A 13664-nucleotide genomic window follows, 5' to 3' on the forward strand; every position below is an offset into this window, starting at 1 on the left:
GCCACCCACTTATTTTTTTATTTCCTGTATCAAAAATAAACCGTCCAAATATAAGTAGTTATATTATTACCCACTATAATTCAGACACTTCCAAAATGTCAAGCATTTCAATCAAAGCGACGAGGGGAATCGAATCGTTCCCTATCCATGTTCTTTCACGATTCCTGGGATAAAAAGAACGATGTATTCACTTCTATCTTCTGAACTCCCATGGCAATTTTATCCCTCATTTTCTTAAAGAGGGAAGTACGCCGCGCCACGGGTGCGACCGTACGACGCAATCCGAGAAAGGTCGGATTTTTTATTGCAATCAAGCGGGCCTGCATCGCTTGAATTCTTTGAATTTCCGCCACCGCCGGTTTGCGGTATAGCTCGTAATTTTTTAAAAAGGATTCTTGCAAAACACCAGATCCTTGAGTAGTCATCGCTTTCATGATAGAGTCGTGAGCTATGACCGCATCTTGAATCGCCAAACTGTTTCCTTGTCCCGAAAACGGCGAAGCGATGTGAGCCGCATCTCCAAGCAATAGCAGTCCATCCCGCACCCATGTATCTGTCATCCCTACCTGAATGTCCAAGACAGAACACTGCTTGAAACTTTTAAGATGATAAGGCAACACGTCTTGCAAATCCGGCTCGATGACAATCAATGTGCGAATAAAATCATCGATTCCTTTTTTTACAAGCTCGGGATATGTTTTTTTCTTAATCACCCAACCGACCTGTACCTGATCCTCTCCTTTCGGAATATAGATCAGCATACCTTCGTCCTCAATCTTTATTTGCAACGGATAGTCTTTTCCCAAGGCTTTGGGCATATCGAACCAGACAAAGTCAAACTCAAATTTGTCCATCGTTTGGCTTATGTCCGCCAGTTTCCGAATCGTGGAATAGCGTCCGTCGGCGCCGACCACTAACCGGCTGTGCAGTTCGATCTCCTCCTCTTGGTTTATCGCCAAAATTCCATGTACGGAATCACCTCGTTTGATTAAATTCTTTGCTGTCGTTCCGCCAAAATAGGTGAAATTCGAGAATCGAGAAGATTGTTGTATGAAATATTCCAACAACGGAGGCTGCGAAATATTTAACCCGTAATTGTAAGGAGGCTCAAGTTCGTCAAAACGAACTTCAAACAACGTTTTTCCGTGATCCACAAACTTAAACATATCAACGCGCTCATGTGGGATGCGTAAAATGTCTTCCAGCAATCCGAGCTGATCAAATAGCTTTAACACTAAAGGTTGAAAAAAATAGCCTCGAAATTCACGGTCCAAACTATTGTGCCGTTCCAAAAGTGCGGTTTTCACCCCACTCCGGGCAAGCAAATAACTGAGCATGCAGCCACCCGGTCCAGCTCCGACGACGACTACATCAACATCAAATCTGTTCAGTGGGGTTGACTTACTCATCTCTGTACTTTTCATTTGGACAACCTCCATTTAATTAATTAAATACTTAGTAAATAAATATTGTAAAAAAATTATTGTAAAACTTTTAAAAACTGGCGAACGGATGTCTCAATATATTTATTACGATCCGTTTCATTATCGGCGAACCGATCGGTCATCAGAAAATAAAGAACCATGGCGGTCTGTATATTACGGATGGCGATCAGCAGATCATGCGTTGCCACTCGAACACGGGGTGCAAGATAAGCATGTAACAGTTCCACACCTTGTCGAATAACCCCCTCAAGCCGTTTGCGAACGTCAGAATTATGTTGTGCCTCGCCAAAACACATAACAATCAGATCTTGCTGCTCGTGCAAGCTGCGAAACAATGAGTGGAAATAAACCGTCAGATTATGCTCAAGCGATGCCTGATTGTCCATCTTATTCAACACTTCTTGCAAAGAATGAAGGAGCGTGTACTTATCTAAGATCGCCCAAAGCAGATCTTCCTTCGACTGAAAATAGTGATAAATTAAACCGTCAGTAACCCCCGCTTCTTTAGCAATATCTTTAGTCGTACTTTGACTGAAGCCCTTGCGTGAAAACGTTCTGAGTGCGGCATCGATCAGCCTGTTTTTCGTTTCTAAAGCCTTTAGTTGGCGGTTGGTTCTCATCTTCATTGCGATTCATCCTTTGCAGAAACTAAGATTCAATTAATTAAGTACTTACTTAATAATATTGTGTATTTTCTATTTTGTCAATTATATCCTCCATTCATGAATGAATTCACCAAACACTTGACAGGGTTCTGTTTAAGAAAAGCTTATATTCTGATCCCCGACCCGTTCTACACGATCAAATTATTGTTTTCTACATTTCACGAGCAAAAAAAGCGGTCTCCTTCCATGTTCGGCCAACTCCGGTCTTTCAACCACCGCTTCAGATATCGCCTCCGGCTCTTCCACCAAGTTACTTTTGATTGGTAGGAAAAATGAAAATTGGCTTATCATCACGTTTATATAACCAGTGATTATCTATGTTACTATTACCTAAATAAATATCGAGAAAAAAGACACCAACGAATGTGTTGGTGTCAGATTGAAGACAGGGTTCTGCAAGGAACAGGATTTACAGGCTGAATCATTTTTCATTTTTCCGTTCGCCATTGCCTGTTTGAATTCATGTGAAGAATATCGTATAAATTCTTATCAGACAACGTTCAGAACAAGGATTACATCAAATTATTTGACAACCTTCTTTTCTGATAAAACCTCCAGCAAAGCCTGAACGAATTTTAGTCCATCCTGAACTGTAGGATCTTTTAACAATTTCAACAGGCCAAATATGGATATATTCGTTTGATTCTGTGCTGCCCTTTCCTTTGCTTCCTTCACGATCGATACGCCCTCTTGAACACGTTCCGTCACTGGCGTGGTGACCAGTTTAACCGTATCTGCCAGGTATGCCAAGGATTCCTTATCTGTGATGAGAGGTTCAATGGTCGAAAATAATCGGTCAAGCAACGTTACGCATTTTGCAATTCTCGGGAGACTTTCAATCATAACCGCAAGGGCTTCCATATTTTCCTTGTTAAGAGCAAGTTTTGAGAACCTATCCACGCGTTCAGCCAAATAATTAATAGAATCGGTATCACTGGCAAAAGCTGAAACCACTTCTACGCCTTGTTCCACTTTTACGATTGCTTCTTTCACTTGAGGGAGCTTCTGAATAAGCATAGCCAATGCTTCTTGAACTTCCGGGTTGGACAGCTCGTTTATCCATAGAGCTGAATCTTGCTTCAAATTTTGCTGTTTAATTTCTGTGTCCATTTATTCTCTTCCTTTCGTCAAAAACATTTTGCGTGAACCTTTTCACCATTCGATTCTGCTACATAAGGAGTGTATCCTTAGTGATTAGTTTCACAATCTCTAAGATACATGCCTGCTCATACGTAACAATCGCTCCCGCATATGGCGAAACGGAAAAGGCTCACAAGGAGACCGGTTACATAAAATCCAACTAGCCCAAGTTTATTATACTCCTGTTGCAAACAGCCAGAAAGTATAACTATACGCAAACCGTATTATGGAGGATTCCATTATGTGCCAAACAGCCCTTCTTAAATATGTAAGCTAATTACTACAATCCCCTATTTAAATAATATATTAGAATAATGCTTACATTGCAAATAGGAGCTTTGAAAAGGAGAAAGCATCATTCACACAATGTCAACATAACTTTTGAAAAGTTGCCATACCTTCCCCGCAATTTTTTCCCGTTTTTTCTGTACAATACAGGTAAACACCCCGGGGCATACAAGGAGGATACCTTATGATTAGAAAACAGGAAAGATATCTACTAATGGTTTCCATAACTGTGGCAATGGTTATGCTCCTGTCGATGCTTGGTCGACTGTTTCGCTAATAAGGGGGATTGTCATGTTTGCATACGATGCAACATTATACAGCCGAATTTTGACCGAGGTGACGTTGGCGTTTCATATTCTGTTTGCCACCATTGGTGTCGGCATTCCATTAATGATTGCGCTGGCCCAATGGATCGGCATTAAACAAAACGATCCGCATTTTATCCTGCTGGCGCGCCGCTGGACAAGGGGTTTCGTCATTACCGTAGCTGTCGGCGTCGTAACCGGAACGGCCATTGGTTTGCAATTGAGCCTGCTGTGGCCGAAATTTATGGAACTGGCAGGTCAGGTGATCAGTTTACCTTTGTTCATGGAAACATTCGCCTTCTTCTTTGAAGCGATTTTTCTTGGCATTTACTTATATACATGGGATCGCTTTAAAAAACCAATGAAGCATTTTCTTTTGCTGATCCCGGTCGCGATCGGCTCCTCGCTGTCTGCCTTTTTCATCACTGTTGTGAATGCATTTATGAACACGCCGCAAGGTTTTGAGCTCAAAAACGGGGTCATTACGAATATTCAACCGCTCGTGGCCATGTTTAATCCAGCAATGCCTACGAAAGTGGCTCACGTACTGGCTTCGGCCTATATGACATCGGCCTTCGTGCTGGCGTCCATTGCGGCCTATCATCTGTTACGCAACAAAAAAACGCATGTGTACCATAAGAAGGCATTGCATTTGACGCTCGTTGCTGGTTTTGTGTTTTCCTTAGCTACAATCGTAGTCGGTGACTTCTCTGGAAAATTTCTGGCCGAATATCAGCCAGAAAAACTAGCGGCTGCCGAATGGCATTTTGAGACAAAACCAGAAGCTCCGCTGATCTTATTCGGTACATTGGATGAGAACAACGAAATCAAAAACGGGATCGAGATTCCGTACGGGTTAAGCATTTTGGCGCATAACCGCCCTTCCGCTGAAGTAACCGGCCTGAATGAATTTCCAGTAGATGAACGCCCCCCGCTCTATATACATTATTTGTTTGACCTAATGGTCGTCATCGGGATTTTGCTGACAATCGTTGCTTTCACCTATCTTGTACTGTGGAAACAAAAACAGAAACGTAGCAACATCAATCTGTATCATAAAGCGCTCATGTTTCTTGTGCTATTGTCGGGCCCGCTTGCGCTCCTGGCCATTGAACTCGGCTGGATTTTTGCTGAAGTAGGACGACAGCCGTGGATTTTGCGCGGGTACATGAAAACAGTAGCTGGCGCAACAACCGCCGATTATGTGGATGTGCTGCTCATCTTCTTTATTATCCTTTATGTTCTACTCGCCATTGCAAGTACATTCATTTTACGGAAAATATTTAAAAACAATCCGGTAGAACATGAACTCAAAACAATGAACGCCTCACAGGAGGTGAACGTATGACGCTCGAATTGGTTGGAATTTCGGTTCTTTGGCTGTTCTTGTTCGGCTATGTCATCATCGGCTCGATCGACTTTGGTGCCGGGTTTTTCAGCACATACAGCGACTGGTCTGGCAAAAAGCATATTATTCACAAAGTCATTCAACGCTACCTATCGCCAGTATGGGAAGTAACAAATGTATTCCTTGTGTTTTTCTTTGTTGGAATCGTGGGCTTTTTCCCGAAAACCGCCTACTATTATGGCACGGCACTGCTGGTTCCGGCCAGCATTTCAATTATGTTGCTTGCCATTCGCGGCTCCTATTATGCGTTCGGCACATACGGGGCCAAAGACAATAAACTCTATACCTTTCTGTATGGTGTAACCGGTATTCTCATTCCCGCCTCATTTACAACCGTACTGACGATATCCGAAGGAGGTTTCATCGAAGTAACAGACCAAAGCGTACGCTTGCTATACAGCAAACTGTTTGCCAGTCCTTATTCGTGGAGTGTGGTATTGTTAGCCATTGTTAGCGTACTGTTTATCTCGGCCAGTTTTTTGACCTATTATGCTCATGCTGCCGGGGACGAAAAAGCAACAGCACTGCTCCGCATCTATACATTGCTCTGGAGTTTGCCATCAATTTTAGCCGCGTTTGTCGTACTATTTACACTCAAGCAGCACAATTCCATGCACTTTGCGCGGATGCTCGACATCGCCTGGGTATTTGTGTTATCCGTTCTGTGTTTCGCGGCCGCAGTGTATCTTTTCTATAAGAAAAAGCGGTACGGCACCGCGTTTGGTCTTGTGACATTACAATACGGGTTTGCTTTCTTCGGCTACGGATTCTCCCATTACCCATACCTATTGTATCCTTACTTAACCATTTATGATGGATTTACGAATCAAACGATGGCTATCGCGCTCATCGTCGCCTTTATCGCCGGATTGTGCTTGCTTCTGCCTTCTTTATATTTGTTGTTGCGACTGTTTCTGTTCGATAAAAAATACGTCCAAGGTCAACGATAAGGAGGAAGATACGATGCAACAATTTCTGATTACGTATGCGCCCATTCTCGTAGTAGCCCTCTCTGTTATTGGCATGTTTATATGGGGAGCCAAAGGAAAGTTTTTAAAGCATATCAAATAAAACAAAAATCAACTGGCAATCGATCGAACATGATATCTGTTCCCAAATCGAGGGGCTACCCGCTGAACCAATGCAAATAAAGCAGTCCTCAGCAGGATATTCAAATCTGACTTATTTGATTCAGTTAAGCATTAGATTTAACGTAATAAGCCAAGACGACTCCCGCTTCAAGCGTTAGCTAAGCGGTGAGTCGTTCACTATCATCTGAACACAATGAATCCAGATACTAGTAATCCCGTACCTACAATTGCTGCTAATAATTGTGCGAAAATCATGTTTTTACGGGCTATCCAGACAATGGTAAGATTAAACAAGCTATGCACAATAAGAAGAATCAAGGTTAGCAAGGGGATTTTCGCTATAAGCAGGGTCGCTCCAATATGAAAGGCAGTAGCAAAGATCCGTTCAACCACACCCCACCATGGATTTAAATAAAGCGTTCCTTGTGATTCTAAAAACTCTTTTGCCTGAATCGCCTTTTCGTCATTTTGCTGAAGAACATAGATCAAAGCCAATCCATTGATAATGGTAAACAATACTTCAATCGCAGCCCATCCTTGCCCAACTGAGAGAGCCCAAGAAAAAGAAGATCCAGTCAGCAACAAAAGGATCAAACGAACCCCTTCCTCTAAAGGTCCAGAAGATAAACCAATGTAAAGCATGGCTCTCTCTTTGGGCAATCCTTTCATAAGTACAGTGACTGGTCCGCGCAACATAAGCGCAACCACCCAGCCAAGAGCACCCAAACCAAATGCTTTCCAATGAATGTAGCCAAACACATAGTGAAAAAAAATCCCGATTGATAGAGGAACAGCTAGATAAAAAGGGATAACAAAGAGAAACTTGCGAGCAATGTTTTGAAGTGATTGATCAGATAAAGCATTTTCATTTTTAGGCATAAATTAATCCCCTTCTCTATTATCATTTGAAGACGTTTGTTCCGGCTGAGGAATGATGATCGTTGAAAGTGTCCGGGGACGTCGACCCGGGGCAGGATGGTTTTTAAAAAATGGTTCAACAACGGAACGAAGCGCTTTTATCAATTGAGAAAACTCCTCATCATTTACGTACAATGTAGCCTTTCGATAGCTAACCCCATCTGCTTCCAAATCAAACTGTTCCTGCTGAAGATACCTTTGAAAATCAGATTGAAGAGAAGCTAAAAAAGTTAAAAAATATAACATATGCTCATCACGGCTACAGTCTGCTAAGTCATCCTTTGTCAAATTTGCTCCTTGTTCCATCAGTGCATAAACTTTCTCTGTTGTTCCACGCACTTGACGTTGATCGATTACATAAATAATATCTCCTTCAAAAAGCTTATTAAGGTGTCGATACAAGCTAGCCTGCGGGACATCTGGTAACAACTCTATTAATTGCTGAGCCGTTAGATGTCGACCACCGATGAGAGCTTGAACGATACGCAGTCGGATTGGATGAAGGAGTAAGTCTGCCTTTGACTGTTTCATTATTGTTCACCTATTTTTTATTATTATTAATAATGATAATAAAAATTGACTAGTATTGTCAATCCTTAAAGTAAATCACAATCAGCAGCAACTTCTACACCAAAGCAAGAAAAACAGTCAGACCATTCACCATATAATACTGGATAAAAATCTGATCATTACAAAAAAACACCCAATAGCTATCAAAGATCCTCTTTCGCCTGTTTAACCTCCTACAAAAAAACAGGCGAACCCCCCACCGATATGAGAAAAAAACGGTCTTTGATATATTGGGTGTTACTAGAGTTTAATGATTTATTGTATTTCAGACGAAGTCGGTGTTTGGAGCATTTGATAATAAATCCTTAGAATATCTTCTCCATACCCCTTTCCCGGAACAGCCCAGCGACCATTTAAATCTTGCCAGCTTGGCGCTATCCCTCTGGCTACATACTTAAAACGCGGATCTACCAACTTTTCACCTTGGGGAAGGTTTTGTTTTGTAGCATATGCATACAAATGCTGAATATGTGCCAGCACTCCTTGTTCCGGGCTTTGGAATGAGTTTCCCTTATTCGTTTTACTATTCCCAGTGGCACCGATTCCGGCATAATTATACTGGTTGGCCTCAACAATTCCTCCAAATCGATGATATCCCGTCTCTTTTATCATCTGACAAAAGGCGATATCGCCCCGTATACCGTATTTTTTACCAATTTCGAGATACAGCTTAGGCAATTCCGCAGGAAAGTTGGGGTTTACAGCACGAGCGAATGCAAGCATTTGTTCTTCTGTAGCTATTGATTCTCCGATAATCGGCTGTTTCTCTTCCAGTAATTGAGATAAAGGTACAGAAGTGACAGAGTACAAAGACCCTTTATTGCTCTGCGCATATGTAATATGTTTACTAGAAACCGGGAGCATTCCTCCTGTATATACCATACTCGTAGCAACCGCAACAAATACGACTTTTCTTACCATATATTTATTGTACAATCCCTTTCTCTTAACGTATAAAACAGTACGAAAGGTTTGCACTCACATCCTCCTTTTCATTTTTTGCTGAAAATATATGTAACCTATGTAAGAGAATAGAGTCTATTAAATACTCCTATCATTTTTTATTAGACTTCATTTCTTCCATTTAGTTTTGCTTTTTCATTTTTTATTTTTCATTTTTTCGACTCAAAACCAAAGAATAGAGTTAAATGAGAAAAACTCGCGGGCATTGCCGCTCGTCTTCGCCTTTTTCCTATACGTTAAAAAACCTCCTGCTTTGGCGCAGGAGGAAACAGAAACAATGCAACCTAAACTTATTTCTTTAAAGGTTATACAACGTTTTAACGTCCTGAATTTGCAAGTACATTCCTTTTTCCACATCAAACTGCGGATCATACTGTAGCATATTTTTTGCTTTGGTAATATCTGCCCATGTATGTTTCGGATCGCCCGGCTGCTCCGGCAAATATTGTCGTTTGGCCTTCTGTCCCGTTTGCTTTTCAATAATATCAATGATTTCGTTTATCCGCAACCGCGAAATACCTCCAACATTAAATACCTCACCTATATAGGGCGATTGCATGGCTAAAATGTTGGCCGTCACCGCATCCTTAATAAAGGTAAAATCTCGTGACTGCTCTCCGTCGCCAAAAATCGTAACAGGCGCATCTTGCAAAATGGAATAAATCATTTTGTGAAAAGCCATGTCCGGACGTTGTCTTGGGCCAAATACGGTAAAGTACCGAAGCGAAATGACGGGGACGTGAAAATTGCGCGCATACAATTGGCACAAGTGTTCAGCCGCTAGTTTTGTCACGCCGTAAGGGGAAATTGGATGCGGAGTTCGCTGTTCATCCGTAGACCCCATCATCCCCCCGTATACGGAAGACGAAGAAGCGTATATCATTTTTTTAATCGAAGAATGTTTTACTGCTTCTAGCAACAGCTGCGTAGCTAAAACATTGTTCTTCGCATATTTTGCAAAGTGTTCCCCCCAACTCGTGCGCACGCCCGGAATCGCCGCCAAATGGAAAACGTAGTCCACCTTGTCAAGAAGCGATGCAAGCGGAAAGGCGGCAAGATCAACTTCCATAAAGCGAAAGCGGCTAAACTGTTTTAACGACTCCAGATTGCGTTCTTTTATCCAGCGTTCGTAATTAGATGTAAATATGTCGATACCTGTTACATAATATCCGTCCTGTAACAGCGCATAGCAAAGACTTGAGCCGATAAAGCCGCCGCATCCGGTAACCAGTACCTTTCCCATTAGTTTGCCTTCTTTCTAATGACAACTTTTGCTTCCCAAACATCAAGAATTTCATGTGCCACACGGTTCCAACTATAGCGTTCAAGAGCCAAGCGGCGATTTTTGCTTCCCATTTGTTCCATAAGTTTCGGATTGGAAAACAAAGTAGTAATTGCTTCGGCAAATGCTTTTGGGTTTTCCGGCTCGCTGATAATAAGCCCGGTCTCATTGTGAACAACGACTTCTGCGTTTCCGCCACGCGCTGTCGTGATAATCGGCAATCCGGCGGCCATCGCTTCGTAATGGACACGAGCCAGCGGCTCTTCCCACTGGGAAGGACAGACGAATATATCACCGGCCCAGAACCATTTATGAACTTGATCCGCTGGCACAAATCCTGTTGTAACAATCGGAATGGGAGAGCGTGCGGCAAGCGCACGAACGTACGCTACATAGTCGCTAATTTCATCGTCGCTATACCACTTGCTTCCTACCAAAACGAGGGCCACATCTTTGTACCTGTCGGCTACATCGGTCATGGCTCGCACAAGGATGTCCGCACCTTTCTTTGGTGACAGGCGACCCACAAAGAGAATGACTTTTTTGGAGCTGAGTTCATATAGGGTTCTTAGACCTTCCCGCTCTTTTTTTGCCGTACCAGGACTATCCGGAATGTATCGCTTAAGATCCACGCCGGAGTAGATCGTTCGTAATTTATCAGCTGCCTGCGGGTACAATCCGGCAATCGTTCGGCCCACATAGTCGCTGACAGTGATAATACGATCTACTTCCTCAATCGCTGTCTCTGCTTCGGAAGAACTAATTTTCTCCGGAAGAAACATGTCATTGTGCATGCTTAGCACAATACGTGCGTGCGGAGCCACTTTGCGCACAGGAGCGACCAAGCGAGGGCGATTGAAAATATGAATCAAATCAAAAGTATGCTGACTCAGGTAAGAAACGACTTCTTCCATATAAATATCAAATACTTTACCAGGAACCCGTACATAGTTTACATTCCCAATTTTCTGCTGTGTGGGAAGCTCCGGATCAGCAATACCAAGGATGGTAACATGATGATGTTCACCGAGTATGGGAGCAACCCCATCAATGTACGTTTGAATGGCTCCGCCGCGCACAGGCGGAACCGGAAGTTTTTCCGTACAAATCATCAAAATTCTGGCCGGTTTAGGCAATTCGTATATTTCAGGAGAAAGCAGTATGGTATCACCCGATTCGGTAACTTCTTGTGTCTCCAATATTTGTACTGTTTCATCACTTTCAGTGATTTCGATTTTCCCTACATCTTTTGGACGCGGCCGCTTCCATACCGTACCCTGTTTGACCCTCAATTGTTTTATGTTCGTATTGGCCTTTTTCAGCACAGGAAATGACCAGGATACTTTCTTTGGCGTATTCACAGAAACCACGAACTGTTTCACGCGTCTGTCCGATGCCTCATTTTTTCGGCTGTAGCTCAAAACGTTTTCCTCCTTTATGCTTTTTCTGCAATGCCTTTTCATAAACGGCAAGCGTACGCTTCATCATCATCTCCAGAGACCATTGTTTCTGTCCCCATTCTTTCGCGTTATCTGCGATTTGATGGCGCAACGTTTCTTCTTCCATCACTCTTTTTAAGTTAAGGTATAAAGGCTCTTCTTGGCCGGGAGGTGAAAGAAGGCCCGTTATTTCGTGCTGCACCATTTCCGTGATACCACCAACTGCGGATGCTACAATGGGCTTTCCTGCCACTTGTGCCTCCATGACAGAATAAGGGCAATTCTCTTGTAGAGAGGGAAGGGTGCAGATATCCACCTTTTTCAGCAAGGCGGCGACATCATTACGGGCACCTAAAAACATGACATGCTCTTCCAACTGCAAATCTTGACTCTGGCGCTCTAAGTCTTTCTGTAAACTGCCAGCTCCGATAATCCAACATACCCAATCCGTTCTTTCGTTTTTTAGTCTAGCAAGTGCCTCAAGTAGGTGATGGTGACCTTTTAGTTTATGAAGCCGGGCAACACAAGCGATTATTTTTTTATCCAAAGGCGACACAAATTCGTCAGCGCTTTCCATCTCTTTTAGGAACCGCTCAATGTCCATTCCATTTGGAATCACTTTCATATAATGGGAAGGTACGTTGAACTGTTGAACAAGGAGATTTTTCATCCATTGCGAAGGAACAATCGTCACGTCGCTTGCTGTAACTCCGTAATATTCAAGCAGTGAGCTATATGTCCAATGAGGGGAATCTTTCGATGAGATAACTCCATTCTCTAGTATCTCCACCGTATAGCATCCGTGAATGGTTGCAATCAAAGGGGTTTCCTTTCGCTTCACCCGTGCAATTGCCATAGTAGAAATAATGTCTTGTGTATGGATGATGTCATACTCTGTTACCCCAAGATGAAGCGCGGCTGCTTCGTAAATGCACCGCTGTAGTTCCATATCTGCAATCTTTGGATCAGATAGTGAATCAACCTGGTAATAAGCCGGTGAAAAAACAGGAGAAACCTGTGTTTTAGCTTTTTTAATGTCAAAGTCATTCGTCTGGTGGAACATATAGTAGCTTCGTTTTTCTGGATGATGAGCGAATACATCGACATCATGCCCCATTCGTTCCAAATATTGCTTTAGTTGCTGAACGTATGTCCATAATCCTCCTATACTAGGAAGGGCAAAAAATGAGGCTAATAAAATCTTCATTTTTTCCTCCTTTCCGGCCGGATTTCATTGTGTTCAAAGAAGTCGACTGCTGAACTCCATATAAGGAAATACGGCTTTAATTGCTCGATGGCCTCGCGCACGTGCGATTGCCGCTGGATTAAGTGTTCAGTTAACACATGCAATTCATCCTGGGAAACTTCCCACTCCTCAGGTATATCGATGACTGCTTCTTCGATTTGTGTTCTGCTTAATGATTCAAGCAAGGCAAGCGCCTCATCAAACGGGCGGGGACCATCAATGAAGGGCACGAATCTTTCATACACTTCGCCCCAATATGCTTCAATATGACAGCTGTTTTGCCTTAGTATGTCACTGGTCCATCCAGCACCGTAGAAGCAACTTCCGTGATCAATCAGACGCAGGGTCCATACATCTTCCCGAGTAACAATGAAATTGGCGCTGCTCCCGGCCCGGTCATTGTTATTAATCCAATAATCAAATACAATGATTAATGGCACTTGACAAAGATTTGCACACTTAGAGATAGAGTCATTCGTAGCGTGTATTGCGTTTGGGTAAAAGACGCTGCCGAAGTGCGGTCCGGGCGTCAGGTGAAAAGGAGAAAGGTCAGGCGTTGTGACGATGAGTTGTTCCGGAATATAAATGATTTTTCCCTCAACAACAGGAAGATGTAAAAGCTTTCCCAAGCGATACGCGATCAGCTCATTCGGCAAAATCCGGATTCCTTGGGGATTGGACATGAACTTAATTACATACTGATTCCCGTCATCGCATTCAAATAACTGCGGCCGACAAAATCCGGTACGCATCGGCCTTATATAACGAGCCGCTGTTATTGTTGTCACAGTAGATGCCTCCTATATAGAACATCTCATATCTTCATCGCCTTTATATCCCCTTCTTTTGATGCTCGCGGCATGTAGGCTGTGATTCATCGTTGCTCTCAATCCATAAGGCGTGC

General features: G+C 42.8%; 13 protein-coding genes. 3 read left to right on the plus strand and 10 right to left on the minus strand.

The window, feature by feature from the left end:
• Positions 1 to 155 precede the first annotated feature (155 nt).
• From K3F53_RS10195 to K3F53_RS10205, 3 genes are all read right to left on the minus strand, one after another.
• The gene (locus tag K3F53_RS10195; protein WP_246615625.1) at positions 156 to 1424 is read right to left on the minus strand and encodes an FAD-dependent monooxygenase; all 1269 of its coding nucleotides are present in this window, start codon (positions 1422 to 1424) and stop codon (positions 156 to 158) included.
• A gap of 56 nt (positions 1425 to 1480) precedes the next feature.
• On the minus strand, positions 1481 to 2071 hold the full coding sequence (locus K3F53_RS10200) for a TetR/AcrR family transcriptional regulator (protein ID WP_091260040.1): 591 nt from the start codon (positions 2069 to 2071) through the stop codon (positions 1481 to 1483).
• 561 nt (positions 2072 to 2632) lie between these two features.
• A complete protein-coding gene (locus tag K3F53_RS10205) occupies positions 2633 to 3220 on the minus strand; it encodes a DUF1641 domain-containing protein (protein WP_057898699.1) in 588 nt (195 codons plus the stop codon).
• A gap of 609 nt (positions 3221 to 3829) precedes the next feature.
• On the opposite strand from K3F53_RS10205, the gene K3F53_RS10210 reads away from it, so the two are divergent.
• The 3 genes from K3F53_RS10210 to cydS are packed head-to-tail and all read left to right on the plus strand — an operon-like array spanning position 3830 to position 6322.
• Positions 3830 to 5191 carry a cytochrome ubiquinol oxidase subunit I gene (locus tag K3F53_RS10210; RefSeq protein ID WP_091260043.1) on the plus strand — a complete coding sequence of 454 codons (1362 nt, stop codon included), beginning with the start codon at positions 3830 to 3832 and terminating at the stop codon, positions 5189 to 5191.
• On the plus strand, positions 5188 to 6201 hold the full coding sequence (locus K3F53_RS10215) for a cytochrome d ubiquinol oxidase subunit II (protein ID WP_057898697.1): 1014 nt from the start codon (positions 5188 to 5190) through the stop codon (positions 6199 to 6201). The genes K3F53_RS10210 and K3F53_RS10215 overlap by 4 nt, the downstream gene beginning before the upstream one ends.
• Before the next feature lie 13 nt (positions 6202 to 6214).
• On the plus strand, positions 6215 to 6322 hold the full coding sequence (gene cydS, locus K3F53_RS19915; RefSeq protein ID WP_408863232.1) for a cytochrome bd oxidase small subunit CydS family protein: 108 nt from the start codon (positions 6215 to 6217) through the stop codon (positions 6320 to 6322).
• Positions 6323 to 6522: 200 nt separating this feature from the next.
• Here the strand turns inward: cydS and K3F53_RS10220 are convergent, their stop codons facing one another.
• From K3F53_RS10220 to K3F53_RS10250, 7 genes are all read right to left on the minus strand, one after another.
• The gene (locus K3F53_RS10220) at positions 6523 to 7221 is read right to left on the minus strand and encodes a YhfC family intramembrane metalloprotease (protein ID WP_057898696.1); all 699 of its coding nucleotides are present in this window, start codon (positions 7219 to 7221) and stop codon (positions 6523 to 6525) included.
• Between the two features lie 3 nt (positions 7222 to 7224).
• Complete coding sequence (locus K3F53_RS10225; RefSeq protein WP_057898695.1) at positions 7225 to 7791, minus strand: helix-turn-helix domain-containing protein; 567 nt, start codon at positions 7789 to 7791, stop codon at positions 7225 to 7227.
• Between the two features lie 294 nt (positions 7792 to 8085).
• Positions 8086 to 8808 (minus strand): glucosaminidase domain-containing protein, encoded by a 723-nt coding sequence (locus K3F53_RS10230; RefSeq protein ID WP_220558933.1) that lies wholly within the window; start codon positions 8806 to 8808, stop codon positions 8086 to 8088.
• Positions 8809 to 9091: 283 nt separating this feature from the next.
• The gene (locus K3F53_RS10235; protein ID WP_057898693.1) at positions 9092 to 10036 is read right to left on the minus strand and encodes an NAD-dependent epimerase/dehydratase family protein; all 945 of its coding nucleotides are present in this window, start codon (positions 10034 to 10036) and stop codon (positions 9092 to 9094) included.
• Positions 10036 to 11496: a glycosyltransferase family 4 protein gene (locus K3F53_RS10240; protein WP_236781990.1), complete on the minus strand. Its 1461-nt coding sequence runs from the start codon at positions 11494 to 11496 to the stop codon at positions 10036 to 10038. Before K3F53_RS10240 ends, K3F53_RS10235 begins: the two co-directional genes overlap by 1 nt.
• Positions 11474 to 12721 (minus strand): glycosyltransferase family 4 protein, encoded by a 1248-nt coding sequence (locus K3F53_RS10245; protein WP_057898692.1) that lies wholly within the window; start codon positions 12719 to 12721, stop codon positions 11474 to 11476. The genes K3F53_RS10240 and K3F53_RS10245 overlap by 23 nt, the downstream gene beginning before the upstream one ends.
• Positions 12718 to 13548 (minus strand): HipA family kinase, encoded by an 831-nt coding sequence (locus K3F53_RS10250; RefSeq protein ID WP_091260045.1) that lies wholly within the window; start codon positions 13546 to 13548, stop codon positions 12718 to 12720. Before K3F53_RS10250 ends, K3F53_RS10245 begins: the two co-directional genes overlap by 4 nt.
• Positions 13549 to 13664: the final 116 nt, after the last annotated feature.

Source organism: Aneurinibacillus thermoaerophilus, assembly GCF_019603355.1.
Taxonomy (GTDB): domain Bacteria; phylum Bacillota; class Bacilli; order Aneurinibacillales; family Aneurinibacillaceae; genus Aneurinibacillus; species Aneurinibacillus thermoaerophilus.

Bases quoted from the DNA above. Each gene is read 5' to 3' on its own strand.
- K3F53_RS10200 (WP_091260040.1), bottom strand. From the start codon at position 2,071: ATGAAGATGAGAACCAACCGCCAACTAAAGGCTTTAGAAACGAAAAAC.
- K3F53_RS10235 (WP_057898693.1), bottom strand. From the start codon at position 10,036: ATGGGAAAGGTACTGGTTACCGGATGCGGCGGCTTTATCGGCTCAAGT.
- K3F53_RS10205 (WP_057898699.1), bottom strand. From the start codon at position 3,220: ATGGACACAGAAATTAAACAGCAAAATTTGAAGCAAGATTCAGCTCTA.
- cydS (WP_408863232.1), top strand. From the start codon at position 6,215: ATGCAACAATTTCTGATTACGTATGCGCCCATTCTCGTAGTAGCCCTC.
- K3F53_RS10220 (WP_057898696.1), bottom strand. From the start codon at position 7,221: ATGCCTAAAAATGAAAATGCTTTATCTGATCAATCACTTCAAAACATT.
- K3F53_RS10195 (WP_246615625.1), bottom strand. From the start codon at position 1,424: ATGAAAAGTACAGAGATGAGTAAGTCAACCCCACTGAACAGATTTGAT.
- K3F53_RS10245 (WP_057898692.1), bottom strand. From the start codon at position 12,721: ATGAAGATTTTATTAGCCTCATTTTTTGCCCTTCCTAGTATAGGAGGA.
- K3F53_RS10215 (WP_057898697.1), top strand. From the start codon at position 5,188: ATGACGCTCGAATTGGTTGGAATTTCGGTTCTTTGGCTGTTCTTGTTC.
- K3F53_RS10225 (WP_057898695.1), bottom strand. From the start codon at position 7,791: ATGAAACAGTCAAAGGCAGACTTACTCCTTCATCCAATCCGACTGCGT.
- K3F53_RS10210 (WP_091260043.1), top strand. From the start codon at position 3,830: ATGTTTGCATACGATGCAACATTATACAGCCGAATTTTGACCGAGGTG.